At 68.8% G+C, this 12,733-nt stretch carries 14 protein-coding genes; 12 read left to right on the top strand and 2 right to left on the bottom strand.

Annotation, left to right across the window (positions count from 1 at the left end):
- Positions 1–29: 29 nt before the first annotated feature.
- Positions 30–1,094, bottom strand: a complete 1,065-nt coding sequence (locus tag GP2_RS06360) for an alpha/beta fold hydrolase (RefSeq protein WP_006899657.1) — start codon at positions 1,092–1,094, stop codon at positions 30–32.
- Positions 1,095–1,575: 481 nt separating this feature from the next.
- Complete coding sequence (locus GP2_RS06365) at positions 1,576–3,153, bottom strand: AAA family ATPase (RefSeq protein ID WP_006899658.1); 1,578 nt, start codon at positions 3,151–3,153, stop codon at positions 1,576–1,578.
- 447 nt (positions 3,154–3,600) lie between these two features.
- Here GP2_RS06365 and GP2_RS06370 point away from each other — a divergent pair, with 447 nt between their 5' ends.
- The 12 genes from GP2_RS06370 to ahcY all read left to right on the top strand — a co-directional run bounded on the left by GP2_RS06370 (position 3,601) and on the right by ahcY (position 12,677).
- Positions 3,601–3,987: a hypothetical protein gene (locus tag GP2_RS06370; protein WP_006899659.1), complete on the top strand. Its 387-nt coding sequence runs from the start codon at positions 3,601–3,603 to the stop codon at positions 3,985–3,987.
- Positions 3,988–3,995: 8 nt separating this feature from the next.
- Entirely contained in the window at positions 3,996–4,310 is a 315-nt protein-coding gene (locus tag GP2_RS06375; protein ID WP_006899660.1) for a YbaB/EbfC family nucleoid-associated protein, read from the top strand.
- Between the two features lie 57 nt (positions 4,311–4,367).
- Positions 4,368–4,676, top strand: coding sequence for a type VII secretion target (locus GP2_RS06380; protein WP_006899661.1), 309 nt, complete (start codon positions 4,368–4,370; stop codon positions 4,674–4,676).
- On the top strand, positions 4,673–6,037 hold the full coding sequence (locus GP2_RS06385) for a hypothetical protein (protein ID WP_006899662.1): 1,365 nt from the start codon (positions 4,673–4,675) through the stop codon (positions 6,035–6,037). The genes GP2_RS06380 and GP2_RS06385 overlap by 4 nt, the downstream gene beginning before the upstream one ends.
- Complete coding sequence (locus GP2_RS06390; protein ID WP_006899663.1) at positions 6,034–6,339, top strand: PE family protein; 306 nt, start codon at positions 6,034–6,036, stop codon at positions 6,337–6,339. Before GP2_RS06385 ends, GP2_RS06390 begins: the two co-directional genes overlap by 4 nt.
- Before the next feature lie 66 nt (positions 6,340–6,405).
- On the top strand, positions 6,406–7,461 hold the full coding sequence (locus GP2_RS06395) for a PPE domain-containing protein (RefSeq protein ID WP_006899664.1): 1,056 nt from the start codon (positions 6,406–6,408) through the stop codon (positions 7,459–7,461).
- Entirely contained in the window at positions 7,458–8,246 is a 789-nt protein-coding gene (locus GP2_RS06400; protein ID WP_006899665.1) for an ESX secretion-associated protein EspG, read from the top strand. Before GP2_RS06395 ends, GP2_RS06400 begins: the two co-directional genes overlap by 4 nt.
- 118 nt (positions 8,247–8,364) lie before the next feature.
- Positions 8,365–8,751, top strand: coding sequence for a hypothetical protein (locus GP2_RS21610; RefSeq protein ID WP_006899666.1), 387 nt, complete (start codon positions 8,365–8,367; stop codon positions 8,749–8,751).
- A 32-nt stretch (positions 8,752–8,783) separates the two neighbouring features.
- Positions 8,784–9,092 (top strand): WXG100 family type VII secretion target, encoded by a 309-nt coding sequence (locus tag GP2_RS21615; RefSeq protein WP_006899667.1) that lies wholly within the window; start codon positions 8,784–8,786, stop codon positions 9,090–9,092.
- Positions 9,093–9,290: 198 nt separating this feature from the next.
- Positions 9,291–10,874 carry a sodium-dependent transporter gene (locus tag GP2_RS06415; RefSeq protein WP_006899668.1) on the top strand — a complete coding sequence of 528 codons (1,584 nt, stop codon included), beginning with the start codon at positions 9,291–9,293 and terminating at the stop codon, positions 10,872–10,874.
- Entirely contained in the window at positions 10,871–11,050 is a 180-nt protein-coding gene (locus GP2_RS06420) for a methionine/alanine import family NSS transporter small subunit (protein WP_006899669.1), read from the top strand. Before GP2_RS06415 ends, GP2_RS06420 begins: the two co-directional genes overlap by 4 nt.
- 151 nt (positions 11,051–11,201) lie before the next feature.
- Positions 11,202–12,677: an adenosylhomocysteinase gene (ahcY, locus tag GP2_RS06425; RefSeq protein WP_006899670.1), complete on the top strand. Its 1,476-nt coding sequence runs from the start codon at positions 11,202–11,204 to the stop codon at positions 12,675–12,677.
- Positions 12,678–12,733: the final 56 nt, after the last annotated feature.

Genomic DNA, 12,733 nt, shown 5'->3' on the forward strand with positions numbered 1-12,733 from the left:
CACACGCCACCGACCAACGCGCTTCGACATCAGGTGGCGTTGCGCTCCTCGTCGAACGCCTCGCGCGTCATCTCGACGGTTTCCGCGTCACCGGTGAACTGCTCGGGATGCGCGCCCTCGGAGAGCAGTTGCCGCCACACCAGCGGATCGAACTCGAGCGGCTGGTGTCGAGAGATGAAGTCGATGACCACGCGGCAGAACCGCTCGGGGTCGTCGTGGAACGGGAAGTGCCCGGAGCCGGTGAAGGTCTCGAGTTCCGAATGCGGGATCGCGGTGTGGGCGATCTCGGCGTGCTGGTAGGGGATGACGATGTCCTCATCGCCCCAGACGAGGAGCACAGGGAGATACGCCGTCAGGTAACAACGGTCGAGCATCGTCACACACTGGCCGCGCCAGTCGATCACCGCACGCAGGGTGCGGAGGAACGCGGCGAACGCGGTGGGGTCGGCCAAACCACCCAGGACGCGCATGAGGTCCTCGTGATCGGCGAGGAGGCGCTTCGGGGTCAGCGGCGCCGGGACCAGCGGCGGCGTCGGGGCCGAGGCGAGGATCTTTGCCGCGGTCTTCAGACCGGGGAGCACGCCCGGCACCCGGAGCGCCGATAACGCCTGGTTGACGAGAGGCAGCGAGATCAGCCGCAGGCCGGGGTTGACGTCGCGCGTGACGCCGCCCGCTGCCACGAGGACGAGCCGCTCGACGAAGCGGGGGAACTGGTAGCAGAACTGCATGGCCACGCCGCCGCCCAGGGAATGCCCCACGACGGTGACCTTGGGGTGGCCGAGGACGACGAGCAGGTCACGCATGCCGTTGGCGAACGCCGGCACCGAATAGTCCGCGCGCGGCTTGTCCGACTCGCCGTGACCGAGCAGGTCAGGGGCGATGACGGTGTAGTGCTGAGCGAGGATCGGGATGACCTCGTCCCAGGTCGAGGAGTTGTCGCCGATGCCGTGGATGAGCAGCAGTGCCGGGCCGCTTCCCGCGATGCGAAAGGCGCGGCGGTAGCCGTGGATCATGCGGTACTCGACGCGCACGTCCGTGTCTGAGACCGGGCGCAATCCCGGGTTCTTCGTCGGAGCGGGGGCCTGGGACGGCACTGCGCTTCCCCCTTTGTTCAGATGAACGGCATTTCAGGTCAAGGTGAAGTAAACCCCATGTCCAGGGACTTCGCCTGTTGGCCGGTGATGCCATTGTCGGACTCGGCGGCCGGGAACGGAAATCGAGGTGCCGCCGGCATCGTCGACGAGCGGGCCCTGAGCGGGCGATCCCCCTCAGGCGTTCGCACGCGGCGGCGACGCCCGGAAACGACTGGCCGACCCCGGACCACGCGGCCATCCGGGCAGCGTCGACAGTGACCCGGACGAGTTCACCAGGACGGGATCGCACATCGATCCCGTCTGCGGCGGACCCCCGGGTCGACTACCGGACCTCGGGCCGGGGCCCCGGGCCGGAAGGCGAACCGCAGAACGAGATTGTGGCGCAACCACCGAACATCGTCGCGGCAGTGAGCGCCACCCCGGAAACCGAGACGACGCGGCCCCCGGGGCGACGAGACCCGAGGGCCCGGTCCGGGCTTCTTCACTGTCGGCCGAAGTACGGCTCTTCGCGCGGGAGCGTGGTGCCGGAGAAGTCGTCGGCGATGGTTGCCGCGAGTTCGACGAAGGCGCGGCGCGCGGACTTCGACATCAGGTCCAGGTCCACGTCGGCGCCCTCGGCGAGATGGTCGTCGAACGGGATCTTGTGCACCGCCCGGCACCTCGTCAGGAAATGCTGGGCGAGTTGATCGGTGTCGATGGTCGACGAGCCGGGTCGCGACGAGCTCAGAACCACCACGGCCCGCGAGACCAGGTGTCCGAAGCCGTGGGCCTCGAGCCAGTCGAGGGTTGCGCCGGCGCTGCGGGCGCCGTCGAGAGCCGGGGAGCTGACCAGAATGATCGTGTTGGCCAGCGCGAGCACGCCGTTCATCGCCGAGTGGCTCAGTCCGGTTCCGCAGTCGGTGATGATGATGTTGTAGAAGCGCTGGAGGATGGCGATGACCCCGCGGTATTCCTCCTCGTTGAACGCCTCGGCCATCGCCGGATCGCGTTCGGAGGCCAGCACCTCGAGGCGGCTCGGGGCCTGGGAGGTGTGGGCTCGCACATCGGAGTAGCGGTAGACGTTCTGGTCGGCGAGCAGGTCGCGGACCGTCGAGCGGGTCTGCTGCGGGATGCGCTGCGCGAGGGTTCCGAGGTCGGGGTTGGCATCGACGGCGATGACGCGGTCGCCCCGCAGCGACGCGAAGGTCGAACCGAGTCCGACGGTGGTGGTCGTCTTCCCGACGCCACCCTTGAGCGAGAGCACCGCGATCCGGTAGTCGCCGCGCACCGGACGGTTCACCCGTTCCAGCAGTTGCTGATAGGCGATGTCGCTCTGCGATTCACCGGGGTTGATGGCGCCGGCCGACAGCGTGTGGACCGCTCGACGCCAGCCGCGGCTGGGCGCGCGCCGTGCTTTGCGGATGAGGGCGACCTCGTCGAGCGACGGCCCGGCCTGAGGTCCGGGGCCCGGCATCTGTTGACCCGGGTACGCGGGCGTCGGCCCGGCGGGTGAAAAGGGCGCCGACGGCCCCTGCACAGGTGGGACGGGAGGCCCGGACACCGGCTGCGATGCCCCGTTCTGGAACTCGGGGACCGGATGCGCTCGAGCCGGACCGTGCGGCGGGAACGGCGGCGGTCCGGGCTGGGGCGCACCCGCCTGGATCTGGTCGGGGTGGGGTCCGCCGGGCCCGGGCGGCGGTGGGAACGGGCCGGGGACCGAAGGTGGCCGGGCGCCGGGGTGCTCGGCCGGGAAACCGGGTGCCCCGGCCATCGGCTCGCCACCCGGTTGGGGCCGGGGCCCCTCACCCGGGGCACCGAGGTGCTGGTCCGGGCGTGGGGCGGCGCCGGTGTCGGACGGAGCCGGACCGCCGGTGAACCAGGCCGGCAGATCGTCGTCTGCGCTCCTGACGTCGGTGGGTGCCTGCGCCGGCGGCGGTGTCCGGTGGACGGCGGGACCCGGTTGTGCGGGTGGCGTGCCCGGGTCGGACGTGGCCTGCGGAGGCGGGAACTGCAGCCAGGGCGGCGGCGCGGGAGCGTCGGGGGCAGCGCCGTTCGGCGTCGTCGGGTTCTCGTGCGTCATCACCGGTTCCTCTGGTCGTGCTGCCGGGGCCGACCCGATCGACCGTGTTCCTCGATCATGATCCGCGAACTGCGAGATCACCGGCAGCTTGCGACGACCCAGGGGATCGATCGGCGGCGCAACGACAGTCGCGCACCTCGCCAACTCCGGCAGCGTCTGCGGGAGTCTACCGAAGGGTGGGGAAGGGTTCCGGACGAGATCTCACACCCCGTCTCGCCGGTCGACGATCGACATCCGGGGGTCGGCCGTGTGGTCGCGTCCACCGCCGTGTGGCAGGATCGGGCATCCGAACCCCAGGTACGAGGCGGGGCGGAGCCAAAGGCGTGACCAGGTCACGACGAGGCATCCGGTGCCCGGGGACGCCATTCCATCGAACGGGGAAATTTCGATGGAACCGGGAGGGGCCCTGTCTGCGTCTAATTCGGCGTGAAGGGGGGTTCGGCTTCGATGAGCTACACCGACGACGCATCAACGCACCGCGACGATGCGCACGACGGCGACGATCCATGGACGCCGCTACGGCAGTACTCGCAGGCGCGGTCGCGGTCCGGCGCGCTCGCCGTCCAGACCACGGCACAAGGGCTGCCGGTGGCGATTCGCATCGACTCCACCGAACTCGAGAAGCATCCCGATCTCCTTGCCGCCGACATCCTGCGACTGTGCAGGCAGGCGGCGATGTCGGCGGGAATCCGCTTGCGCGAGAACCTCTTGGCATCCGGAATCGACCGTGACCTCCTCGCGACGATGAAGTTGCCGCATCCCGATGACCTCGCCGCCGAGGAAGAGCGAGCCGACGCGGAAGACGACGCGACGACGTCGTGGTTGCGCCGATGAGCTGGGCGATGGACGAACTCGAGGCCCGCGCACAGCGCCAGCTCGACGGACTGCGCGACTTCGAGGAGAAGCTGAGGGCCATTTCGGTGCGCGCCACGTCGTCGGACGGGCTGGTGACCGCCGAGGTGGACGCCAAGGGTGCGCTGGTGGACCTCCGACTCGAACACGGGGCCAATGAACTCGGCGCGGGCCGGCTCGCCGACCAGATCGTGACGACGGCCGCCCTCGCCGCGCAAAAGGCCTACGCGAAGGTCGCCGCCGTGACCGAAGAATTCAACGAGTCGTTCGGGGACCTGCTCGCCGCACGGCCGGCAGGGGACTGACATGAATCGACTCGACGTCGTCAGCGCGACGGGATCCGACCGCAGGAGGGGGTTGTGATGGATCAGGTGAAGGTCACACCGGAGGCACTCGAGGGGTTCGCCGCCGCCAATGCCGCAGTGGCGACCGCGATCGGGACGGCAGGGTCGATCGACGCAGCGGCCAACACCGCGGCCATGGTCCCGGTGTTCGGACTGATCGGCCAGGAGTTCCTCGCCGCCTTCATCGTCGCCCAGGCAAACCACCTGATGTCGGTGGGACAGTTGGCGGCCGTGCACGCCGCCACCGCGGCGACGACGTCGCAGAGCCTGGTCGCCTACGAAGACGCCGACGCCACCGGTGCCGCGGGCGTGCGCTCGGCGCTGTGACCCCGCCCGTACCCCCGCCCGGCCCGGTGCCCGGCGTTCCCGATGTGCCCGCACTGACACACATGACAGTGCAGGAGATGATCGAGGCCACCCCTCTCGGGCCGATCCTGGATCGAACAGTGACCGATGTCCTTGCCGGACTTGGTCTTCCGCCCCTGCCGGTGCTGCCCCCGATCCCGCCGATGCCCGGCCTGCCGCCGATCGAGCTGCCGAACCTCGACGTGTTCATCAAGCCCATGACCGACCTGCTCGGCGGTTTCGGCACCGGTGACCTCAGCGGCGCGGGCTTCGATCCGACGATCATCTTCGACAGTCTCACCAAGGTGCTCGAGACGACGATGTCGATGTCGCAGGGGGCGCTCAAGCTCGCCGATCAGCTGTGGGTCGGTGAAGCGGCGACCAGCGCGACGGTCAAGACCACGGAGGCGGGGGCCAACAGCACCGCACTGGCGGCGCAGGGTTCCGGGATCTCCATGGACACCAAGACCGCGGCCGCGATCGTCGCCAAGGGACTCGCCCTGGTGCAGGGGATCATCGCGAAGACGATCGCCGAGATCGGGCTGGCTGTCCCGTTCCTGGCGACACCCGGGTTCGCGGGCGCACTGGTCGCCATGTCCACCGCGGCCTCGACCGGCCTGTCCGAGTCGCTCGCCGTCGTCGCGATGACCCGTGCCGAACTACTCGCGCCCACGACGGCGATGACCGTCAACGGCGCCCCCGTCGCCGTGACGGGTGCGCCCGCCGGTGTCGCCGGTCAGTCTCCGTTCGCGCTGGCGAGCACGGTTCTCGACACCATCTCGCCGGTGGTGGGCACCGCGATGGAACTGCCGAGCTCGCTGATGCAACCGATCAGCAAGATGCTCAACGTCGACGCCAGCGCCAGCGACCCGGTGGTCACCGGTGCAGGCGGCGCGCCGCTCACCGCTGCTTCGGCGACGAAGGCAAAGGGCGGCGGCCGTGGCGGAGGTGGCGGCGTCGGGGGAGGCGGCGGCATCGGCGGTGTCATGGCCCCGCTGGGCGCCTCGCGGCCCACGGTGCCGACCGGCATCTCCGTGACCGAACCCGTGGCGGGTGCCGCGACCGCGCGACCTGCCGCGATGACCCCCGCGGCGATGCCGATGGGCGGCGCGCCGATCGGTGCCGCCGGGGCGGGCGCTCGAGGTGCCGGCGCAGGGGAGGGACAGCATTCCGTGCCCGACTATCTCGTCACCGAGGACAACGGACGCGCCGTGGTCGGAGATGTGCACGAGATGGCGCCCGCGGTGATCGGACACGTCGAACCGGAAGTAGACAAGCCGGACCCCTACGTCCAGCTGCGACTGGGGACCCCGCCCACCACGAACCGAATCGAGGAAGTATGAGCGACAACCATATCCGCGTCGAACCCGCCGAACTCGTGACGGCGGCGGCGGATCTCGACAAGATCGCGGATCGGCTCGAGTCGACCCTGGTCGGCACGCGCGACGCCCTGTCCGTCCCGGCCCAGGGGCGCGACGAGGTGTCCCTCGCAGCCGCTGCGAGCTTCACGACCGTGGCCGAGAAGTTCGGCCAGGACACCGCATCCGGCGTCCTGGAGATGCGCAAGATCGCGGCGACGCTGCGCGCCCAGGCCGCCGGACTGATGGACGGCGACGCCGAAGCGTCGGCCGCACTAAGGGTCTGACCCGAACGTTTCTCTCCCGCTCCGTCTCTCGCCCGTTCACCACTGATCCGCCCGGAAGGAGGACCCATGACGACCACACAGCCACCCGGCGCCGGATTCACCGGTGTCAACTGGGAGCTGCGCACCAGCGAGCAACTGGCCACCGATCTGGGCGCCGGGCCGGGACCGGCGCCGCTGGCCGAGGCGGGCCTGGCGTGGGCGAAGCTGGCCGCCGAGATCGGCGAGGCCGGAGTCGACTACGCCGCGGTGCTGGCGAGGCTGGGACTCAATTGGCAGTCCGCCCACGCCGACTCGGTCTTCGAGCGGCTCACGCACCTCGCCCCGTGGTTCGCCGAGACCGCCTCCGAAGCGGCCCGGAACGCCGCGCGCGCCGAGGCGCAAGCGGCGGCGGCGACGGTGGCACGCCTCGCCATGCCCGATCTCGCGGAGGTCGGCATCGTCGAGACGTTGCGCGAGATCGCCACCACCGCAACGGCTGTCGCGCCGGTCATGGCGGGTGCGGCGGCCGAGGCGGAGCGTGCCATGGTCCGGCAACGCATGCGCGCAGCCCGCGTCATGCAGTCGTACGAGACCGCCAGCGAGCCGGTGGGCAAACCGTGGCCGTCGTCGCGCCGGGCTCCCGACCTTGTGTCCGGGCAGGCGCTCGCAGCAGAGAAGGAGGCGGCGGATCGTTCCGCGTCGACGTCGACGCCGACGCCGGTCACCGCGTCCGCGCCTGCCGTCCCGCCGATGCTCGGCGGCGTTCCCGGGCCGGTGTCCGCACCGCCCACGGAGAAGATCCGCGTCGCCCCGGTCATGGCCTCCGGAATGCCGCAGGCTTCGGCGTCGGCCGCCGCATCCGCCGGCAACGCGCCGGCGGGTCCGGGCGTCCCGCAGCCCATCGCGCCCGGTGTCGGCGGGGCCGCGGGTGACCGGTCGGCCTCCGTCCGATCGGTGTCGACCGACGAGAACCCGGCGATCGAGGACATTCCCGCCTCGCGCGCCACCGAACAGCTCGACGCGCCGCTGACCTGGGCGGACATCGAGGTCGCCGAACAGCCCGTGATCCACCGTGCGCCGGCCGTCGACTCGCGGTACCTCGAGGAGAAGTTCCTGCTCGGCACCCCGGGGGATCGCGCATGATCTCGATGACGAACGACTCCGCCTACTCCCTTCACGTCGGGGAACTGCGCAGCCTCGGTGCGCGATTCGGTGTGCAGACCTGGCCGGTCGTTCTCGACATGAGCTTCGGCGAGTACGGCTGCGACGCCGGCCCCGAGACGGCGCTCGCGGGTTCGGATCTGATCGACCACGGCGAACCGGCCCCGTGGCTGGCGACTGTCCTGCGGGTGCTGTCGAGCCCCGACCGCGAGATCGAGATGCGGACCTTCGCCGACGGCGGAACGCGGCGGATATGCCTGGCGCGCAGGGGATACGAACACGTGCTGGCAGCGCGTTCCGGAGACCACATCGAGCTCACGGTCCCGGACATCGCCGACCACGACGCCGTCGCCGAGACGATCCGGGGTCGGTTCCCGAACGCGGACCCGTGCGGGTTCACCGCGTTCTCTGCTCCGGCCGACGAACTCGTCGAGCGACTCGGCGAGTGCCGTTCGGGAACCGAGATCACCGACGCGCTGTTCACGCTCGGTACGCCGATGTCCGACGCCGTGACCATCGCCGCCGCCCTCGCATCGTGCCGGGCGCGAACCGAGATCGTCGCCACCTCCGACGAGGACGGGCGATTCTCGCAATCTTCTGGGGCCGTAGCCGTTTTCGACACCAGTAGGGGACGGGTCGTGTCGAGTCCCAGCAAGTCTCCGGACGGTCGGGTGTGGACCACCCTCTCTCCCGGGTCGGGTCATCGGATCGCGCAGGCAGTGCGCCTGCTGATCGAGACCCTCCCGGACGGGACGTGGTCGATGTGATCCGCACCGGAGCCTGCGGTCGGCACTGCCGCGGCAGGCAATTGTCAGGCGGTTTCCGCGTCGCGGACACCCACACCGGTATCGCCATCGATGCCATCACACACCAGGAGGATTCATAGTGACATCACTGAACTTGCCGGGGGCGGAGTCCATCATCGGATCGCCTGCTGCGGGCGCATCGGGAGGGTCGGCGTGGAGCGTCGACACCGCCGGGGGCCAGGCGTCGGTCGCCTCCATCAAGACCATCGTCAGCGACATGCAGGCGGTCGTCGACCGCATCGCGCGGGCCACCGACAACTCCACCGCGTCGAAGCAGGAGTCCGCCGGCCGGTGGGTGGGTGCGCTCACCGAGACGCACGCCGACTGGAACTCGGCGGCGATCCGGATGAACAACCTCCTCGGAGACATCAAGAACGCACTCGGCTTCAACTTCGACGATCGCGACGACGCGGACGCCGCGGCCGGTTCGGCGTTCGGCGCGCCCGGCTCCGGCACCCTCGTCTGACCTCCACCGACCTCCACCGAAGGGACACAACCGTGACAATCGCATACACCGAGGCAGTCGTCGCGCAACTGGCGTCGAATCTGCGGCGGGAGTTCGAGGAACTCGCCACCCTCAACACGCAGCTCAAGAACCAGGTCGACCAGATCTCCACCCAGATCTGGCAGGGCAACGACCCGGCGAAGGACGCCTTCTACCGTGCGCACGAGGCGTTCACGCAGTTCTTCCAGCAGAACCACCACGCGCTCGAGTCGCTGCACGGCGGAGTCCAGAACGTCAGTCGCGTCTTCAATGACGTGGAGGAGCGCAACCGGCGCGCCTTCAACGGAATCATCGGCGCCTGAGCTGCTACACCGCGGTCGGAATCAGGGGAGCCGTCACGTGCGCTGTGGCGCGTGCGTGACGGCTCCCTGCGCGTATGCGGAATGGCTCCGCCACGCCGAACCGAACCCGCCCACGACTCCTCCGGGTTGCGATAGCGTCGCAGCGGAGATCACCCGGCCCGGGATCTCGAGGGTCCATCGCTCGACGAGGAGGTAGCAGTGACATCTGCGAAAGCGGGCGGAGAACACCGGGACACATTCACCCGGAACTCCGGCTTCATCTTCGCTGCGATCGGTTCCGCGGTGGGACTCGGGAACATCTGGCGCTTCCCCGGCGTCGCCTACGAGAGCGGCGGCGGCGCGTTCCTCATCCCGTACCTGGTAGCGCTGCTGACCGCCGGCATCCCGATCCTCTTCCTTGATTACGCAGTGGGGCACCGCTTTCGCGGCACCGCGCCGTTGTCGTTCCGGCGCATCAAGAAGCCCGTCGAGTCGCTGGGCTGGTTCCAGACCGGGCTGCTGTTCGTCATCGGCGTCTACTACGCGGCGGTCATCGCCTGGGCGCTGAGCTACTTCTTCTTCTCGTTCAAGCAGAGCTGGGGCGAGGACACCGCCACCTTCTTCGTCGAGGACTATCTCAAGGCCGACGAGCCGGGGGTGTCGACGACGCTCGTCGGCGGCGTCGCGATCCCGCTGGTCGTGGTGTGGCTGGCCGTGCTGGTGGTCCTCGCGCTCGGTGTCGCGAAGGGCATCGAGAAGGTCAACATCGTCTTCATCCCGTTGCTCTTCGTGGCCTTCGCGGCGCTGGTCATACGGGCGGTCACCCTGCCCGGTGCGGCCGAGGGACTGAACGCTCTGTTCACCCCGCACTGGGACGCGCTGACAGACCTCGACGTCTGGATCGCCGCCTACAGCCAGATCTTCTTCTCGCTGTCGATCGCCTTCGGCATCATGATCGCCTACGCCTCGTTCCAGCGACGCAAGGCCAACATGACGAGTTCGGGACTCGTCGTCGCGTTCGCGAACTCCTCCTTCGAGATCCTTGCCGGCATCGGGGTGTTCTCCGCGCTGGGCTTCTTCGCCTACCAGCAGCAGATCGCGGTGGGCGAACTCGAGGGACTCACCGGTCCGTCGCTGTCGTTCATCACGTTCCCCGCAGTGATCTCCGAGATGCCGGGCTCCGCCTTCTTCGGCGCCCTGTTCTTCGGGTCGCTGGTGATCGCCGGGTTCACGTCGCTGATCTCGCTGATGATCGGTGTCTCGAGCGCGATCCAGGACAAGTGGGGGCTGTCGCGTCGCACGGCGGCGGTGAGCGTGTCCCTGGTGTGCGGCCTGATCTCGATCGCCCTGTTCTCGACGACGTCGGGTCTGTTCACTCTGGACACCGTCGACAACTACGCCAACAACATCGGCGTCGTCACCTCCGCCATCCTGATGTCGGTCATCCTCATCTGGGTCCTGCGCCGCGGCGACATGCTGCGCCGGCACCTCAACGCCGTGTCCACGTTCAAGCTGGGCAAGATCTGGCTCGGCCTGGTCGGCGTCGTCGCTCCCGTCTTCCTCATCATCATGCTGGTCCAGCGCGCATACTCGGTGATCGTCGACGGGTATGAGGGTTACCCGACGTGGTACACGACCACCTTCGGCTGGGGCAGCGTCATCCTGGTTTCGGTGGCCGCCGTCCTGCTCACCCTGCCCTCGTGGAAGGGACGTGACGATCCGGACACCTTCCTGCCGTGGCCACCACTGCCCGAGGACGTGCGGGGCTCAGGCCCGCACGCGCGAAAGGAGACCGTCCGATGAGCGCGACCGCGATCGTCATGCTTCTCGTCTCCATCATCATCGTGTGGGGAGGGTTGATCGCGAGCATCATCTTCCTGCGCCTACGCCCCGAGGTCGAGGACCTGTACGAGAATCCGGACCTGGTGCGCGAGGACGAGGAACGCGCGGCCCAGCCTCACCCGTTCCGCGACACCTAGAACCCCGGGGATCGCCTGACCTGGGCCGGGGCCGTGTTTCGGCAGCCCCCGGCACCTGACCATGGGATCCGCGGTCGAGGTCCGATAGCCTGGATCGAACGCATTCCGCGCCACACCCCGTGGCGCCCGACGCGAACGACAAGGGGATCAGATGACCACTGCTCAGGACGAGCTGAAGGCCGACAACCGCAACGGGATCGACTACAAGGTGGCCGATTTGTCCCTGGCGGACTTCGGCCGCAAGGAGATCGAGCTCGCCGAGCACGAGATGCCCGGACTCATGGCTCTGCGCCGCGAGTACGCAGATGTGCTGCCGCTCAAGGGTGCTCGCATCTCGGGCTCGCTGCACATGACGGTGCAGACCGCGGTTCTCATCGAGACGCTCGTCGCCCTCGGCGCCGAGGTGCGCTGGGCGTCGTGCAACATCTTCTCGACCCAGGACCACGCGGCCGCGGCCGTCGTCGTGGGACCGCACGGCACCCCCGAGGAGCCCAAGGGCGTCCCGGTGTTCGCCTGGAAGGGCGAGACGCTGGAGGAGTACTGGTGGGCCGCCGAGCAGATGCTCACGTGGCCGGACGCCGACAAGCCCGCCAACATGATCCTCGACGACGGCGGTGACGCGACCATGCTCGTGCTGCGCGGCGCCGAGTTCGAGAAGGCCGGCCTCGTCCCGCCCGCCGACGACGATCACCCCGCCGAGTACAAGGTCTTCCTCGAGTTGCTGCGCAAGCGATTCGAGACCGACAAGACCAAGTGGACGACGATCGCCGAGTCGGTCAAGGGCGTCACCGAGGAGACCACGACCGGTGTGCTGCGGCTCTACCAGTTCGCCGCCGCGGGTGAGCTCGTCTTCCCGGCGATCAACGTCAACGACTCGGTCACCAAGTCCAAGTTCGACAACAAGTACGGCACCCGCCACTCGCTGATCGACGGCATCAACCGCGGCACCGACGTCCTCATCGGCGGCAAGAAGGTGCTCGTCTGCGGTTACGGCGACGTCGGCAAGGGCTGCGCGGAGTCGCTGGCCGGCCAGGGCGCGCGCGTCCAGGTCACCGAGATCGACCCGATCAACGCGCTCCAGGCGCTGATGGACGGTTTCGACGTGGTCACCGTCGAGGATGCGATCGGCGACGCCGACATCGTCATCACCGCCACCGGCAACAAGGACATCATCACCATCGATCACATGCGGCAGATGAAGCACCAGGCGATCCTGGGCAACATCGGCCACTTCGACAACGAGATCGACATGGCCGGCCTCGAGCGGTCGGGCGCCAAGCGCGTCACTGTCAAGCCGCAGGTCGACCAGTGGATCTTCGAGAACGGCAAGACGATCATCGTGCTGAGCGAGGGTCGTCTGCTCAACCTCGGCAACGCGACCGGCCACCCGTCGTTCGTGATGAGCAACAGCTTCTCCAACCAGGTCATCGCCCAGATCGAGCTGTGGACCAAGAACGACGAGTACGACAACGAGGTCTACCGCCTGCCCAAGCACCTCGACGAGAAGGTCGCGCGCATCCACGTCGAGGCCCTCGGCGGCAAGCTGACCAAGCTCACCAAGGATCAGGCCGAGTACCTCGGTGTCGATGTGGAGGGCCCGTACAAGCCGGAGCACTACCGCTACTGATCCGGATCGCCTCCTGCGGAGCGACCTCGCTTCCCGCGGAACGACTCTGACGCAGA

It is taken from the genome of Gordonia paraffinivorans NBRC 108238 (genome assembly GCF_000344155.1).
Classification (GTDB): Bacteria; Actinomycetota; Actinomycetes; order Mycobacteriales; family Mycobacteriaceae; genus Gordonia; species Gordonia paraffinivorans.

Coding starts and splice junctions, on each gene's coding strand:
- GP2_RS06365 (WP_006899658.1), bottom strand. CDS start 3,153: ATGACGCACGAGAACCCGACGACGCCGAACGGCGCTGCCCCCGACGCT.
- GP2_RS06370 (WP_006899659.1), top strand. CDS start 3,601: ATGAGCTACACCGACGACGCATCAACGCACCGCGACGATGCGCACGAC.
- GP2_RS06375 (WP_006899660.1), top strand. CDS start 3,996: ATGGACGAACTCGAGGCCCGCGCACAGCGCCAGCTCGACGGACTGCGC.
- GP2_RS06380 (WP_006899661.1), top strand. CDS start 4,368: ATGGATCAGGTGAAGGTCACACCGGAGGCACTCGAGGGGTTCGCCGCC.
- GP2_RS06390 (WP_006899663.1), top strand. CDS start 6,034: ATGAGCGACAACCATATCCGCGTCGAACCCGCCGAACTCGTGACGGCG.
- GP2_RS06395 (WP_006899664.1), top strand. CDS start 6,406: ATGACGACCACACAGCCACCCGGCGCCGGATTCACCGGTGTCAACTGG.
- GP2_RS06400 (WP_006899665.1), top strand. CDS start 7,458: ATGATCTCGATGACGAACGACTCCGCCTACTCCCTTCACGTCGGGGAA.
- GP2_RS06420 (WP_006899669.1), top strand. CDS start 10,871: ATGAGCGCGACCGCGATCGTCATGCTTCTCGTCTCCATCATCATCGTG.
- ahcY (WP_006899670.1), top strand. CDS start 11,202: ATGACCACTGCTCAGGACGAGCTGAAGGCCGACAACCGCAACGGGATC.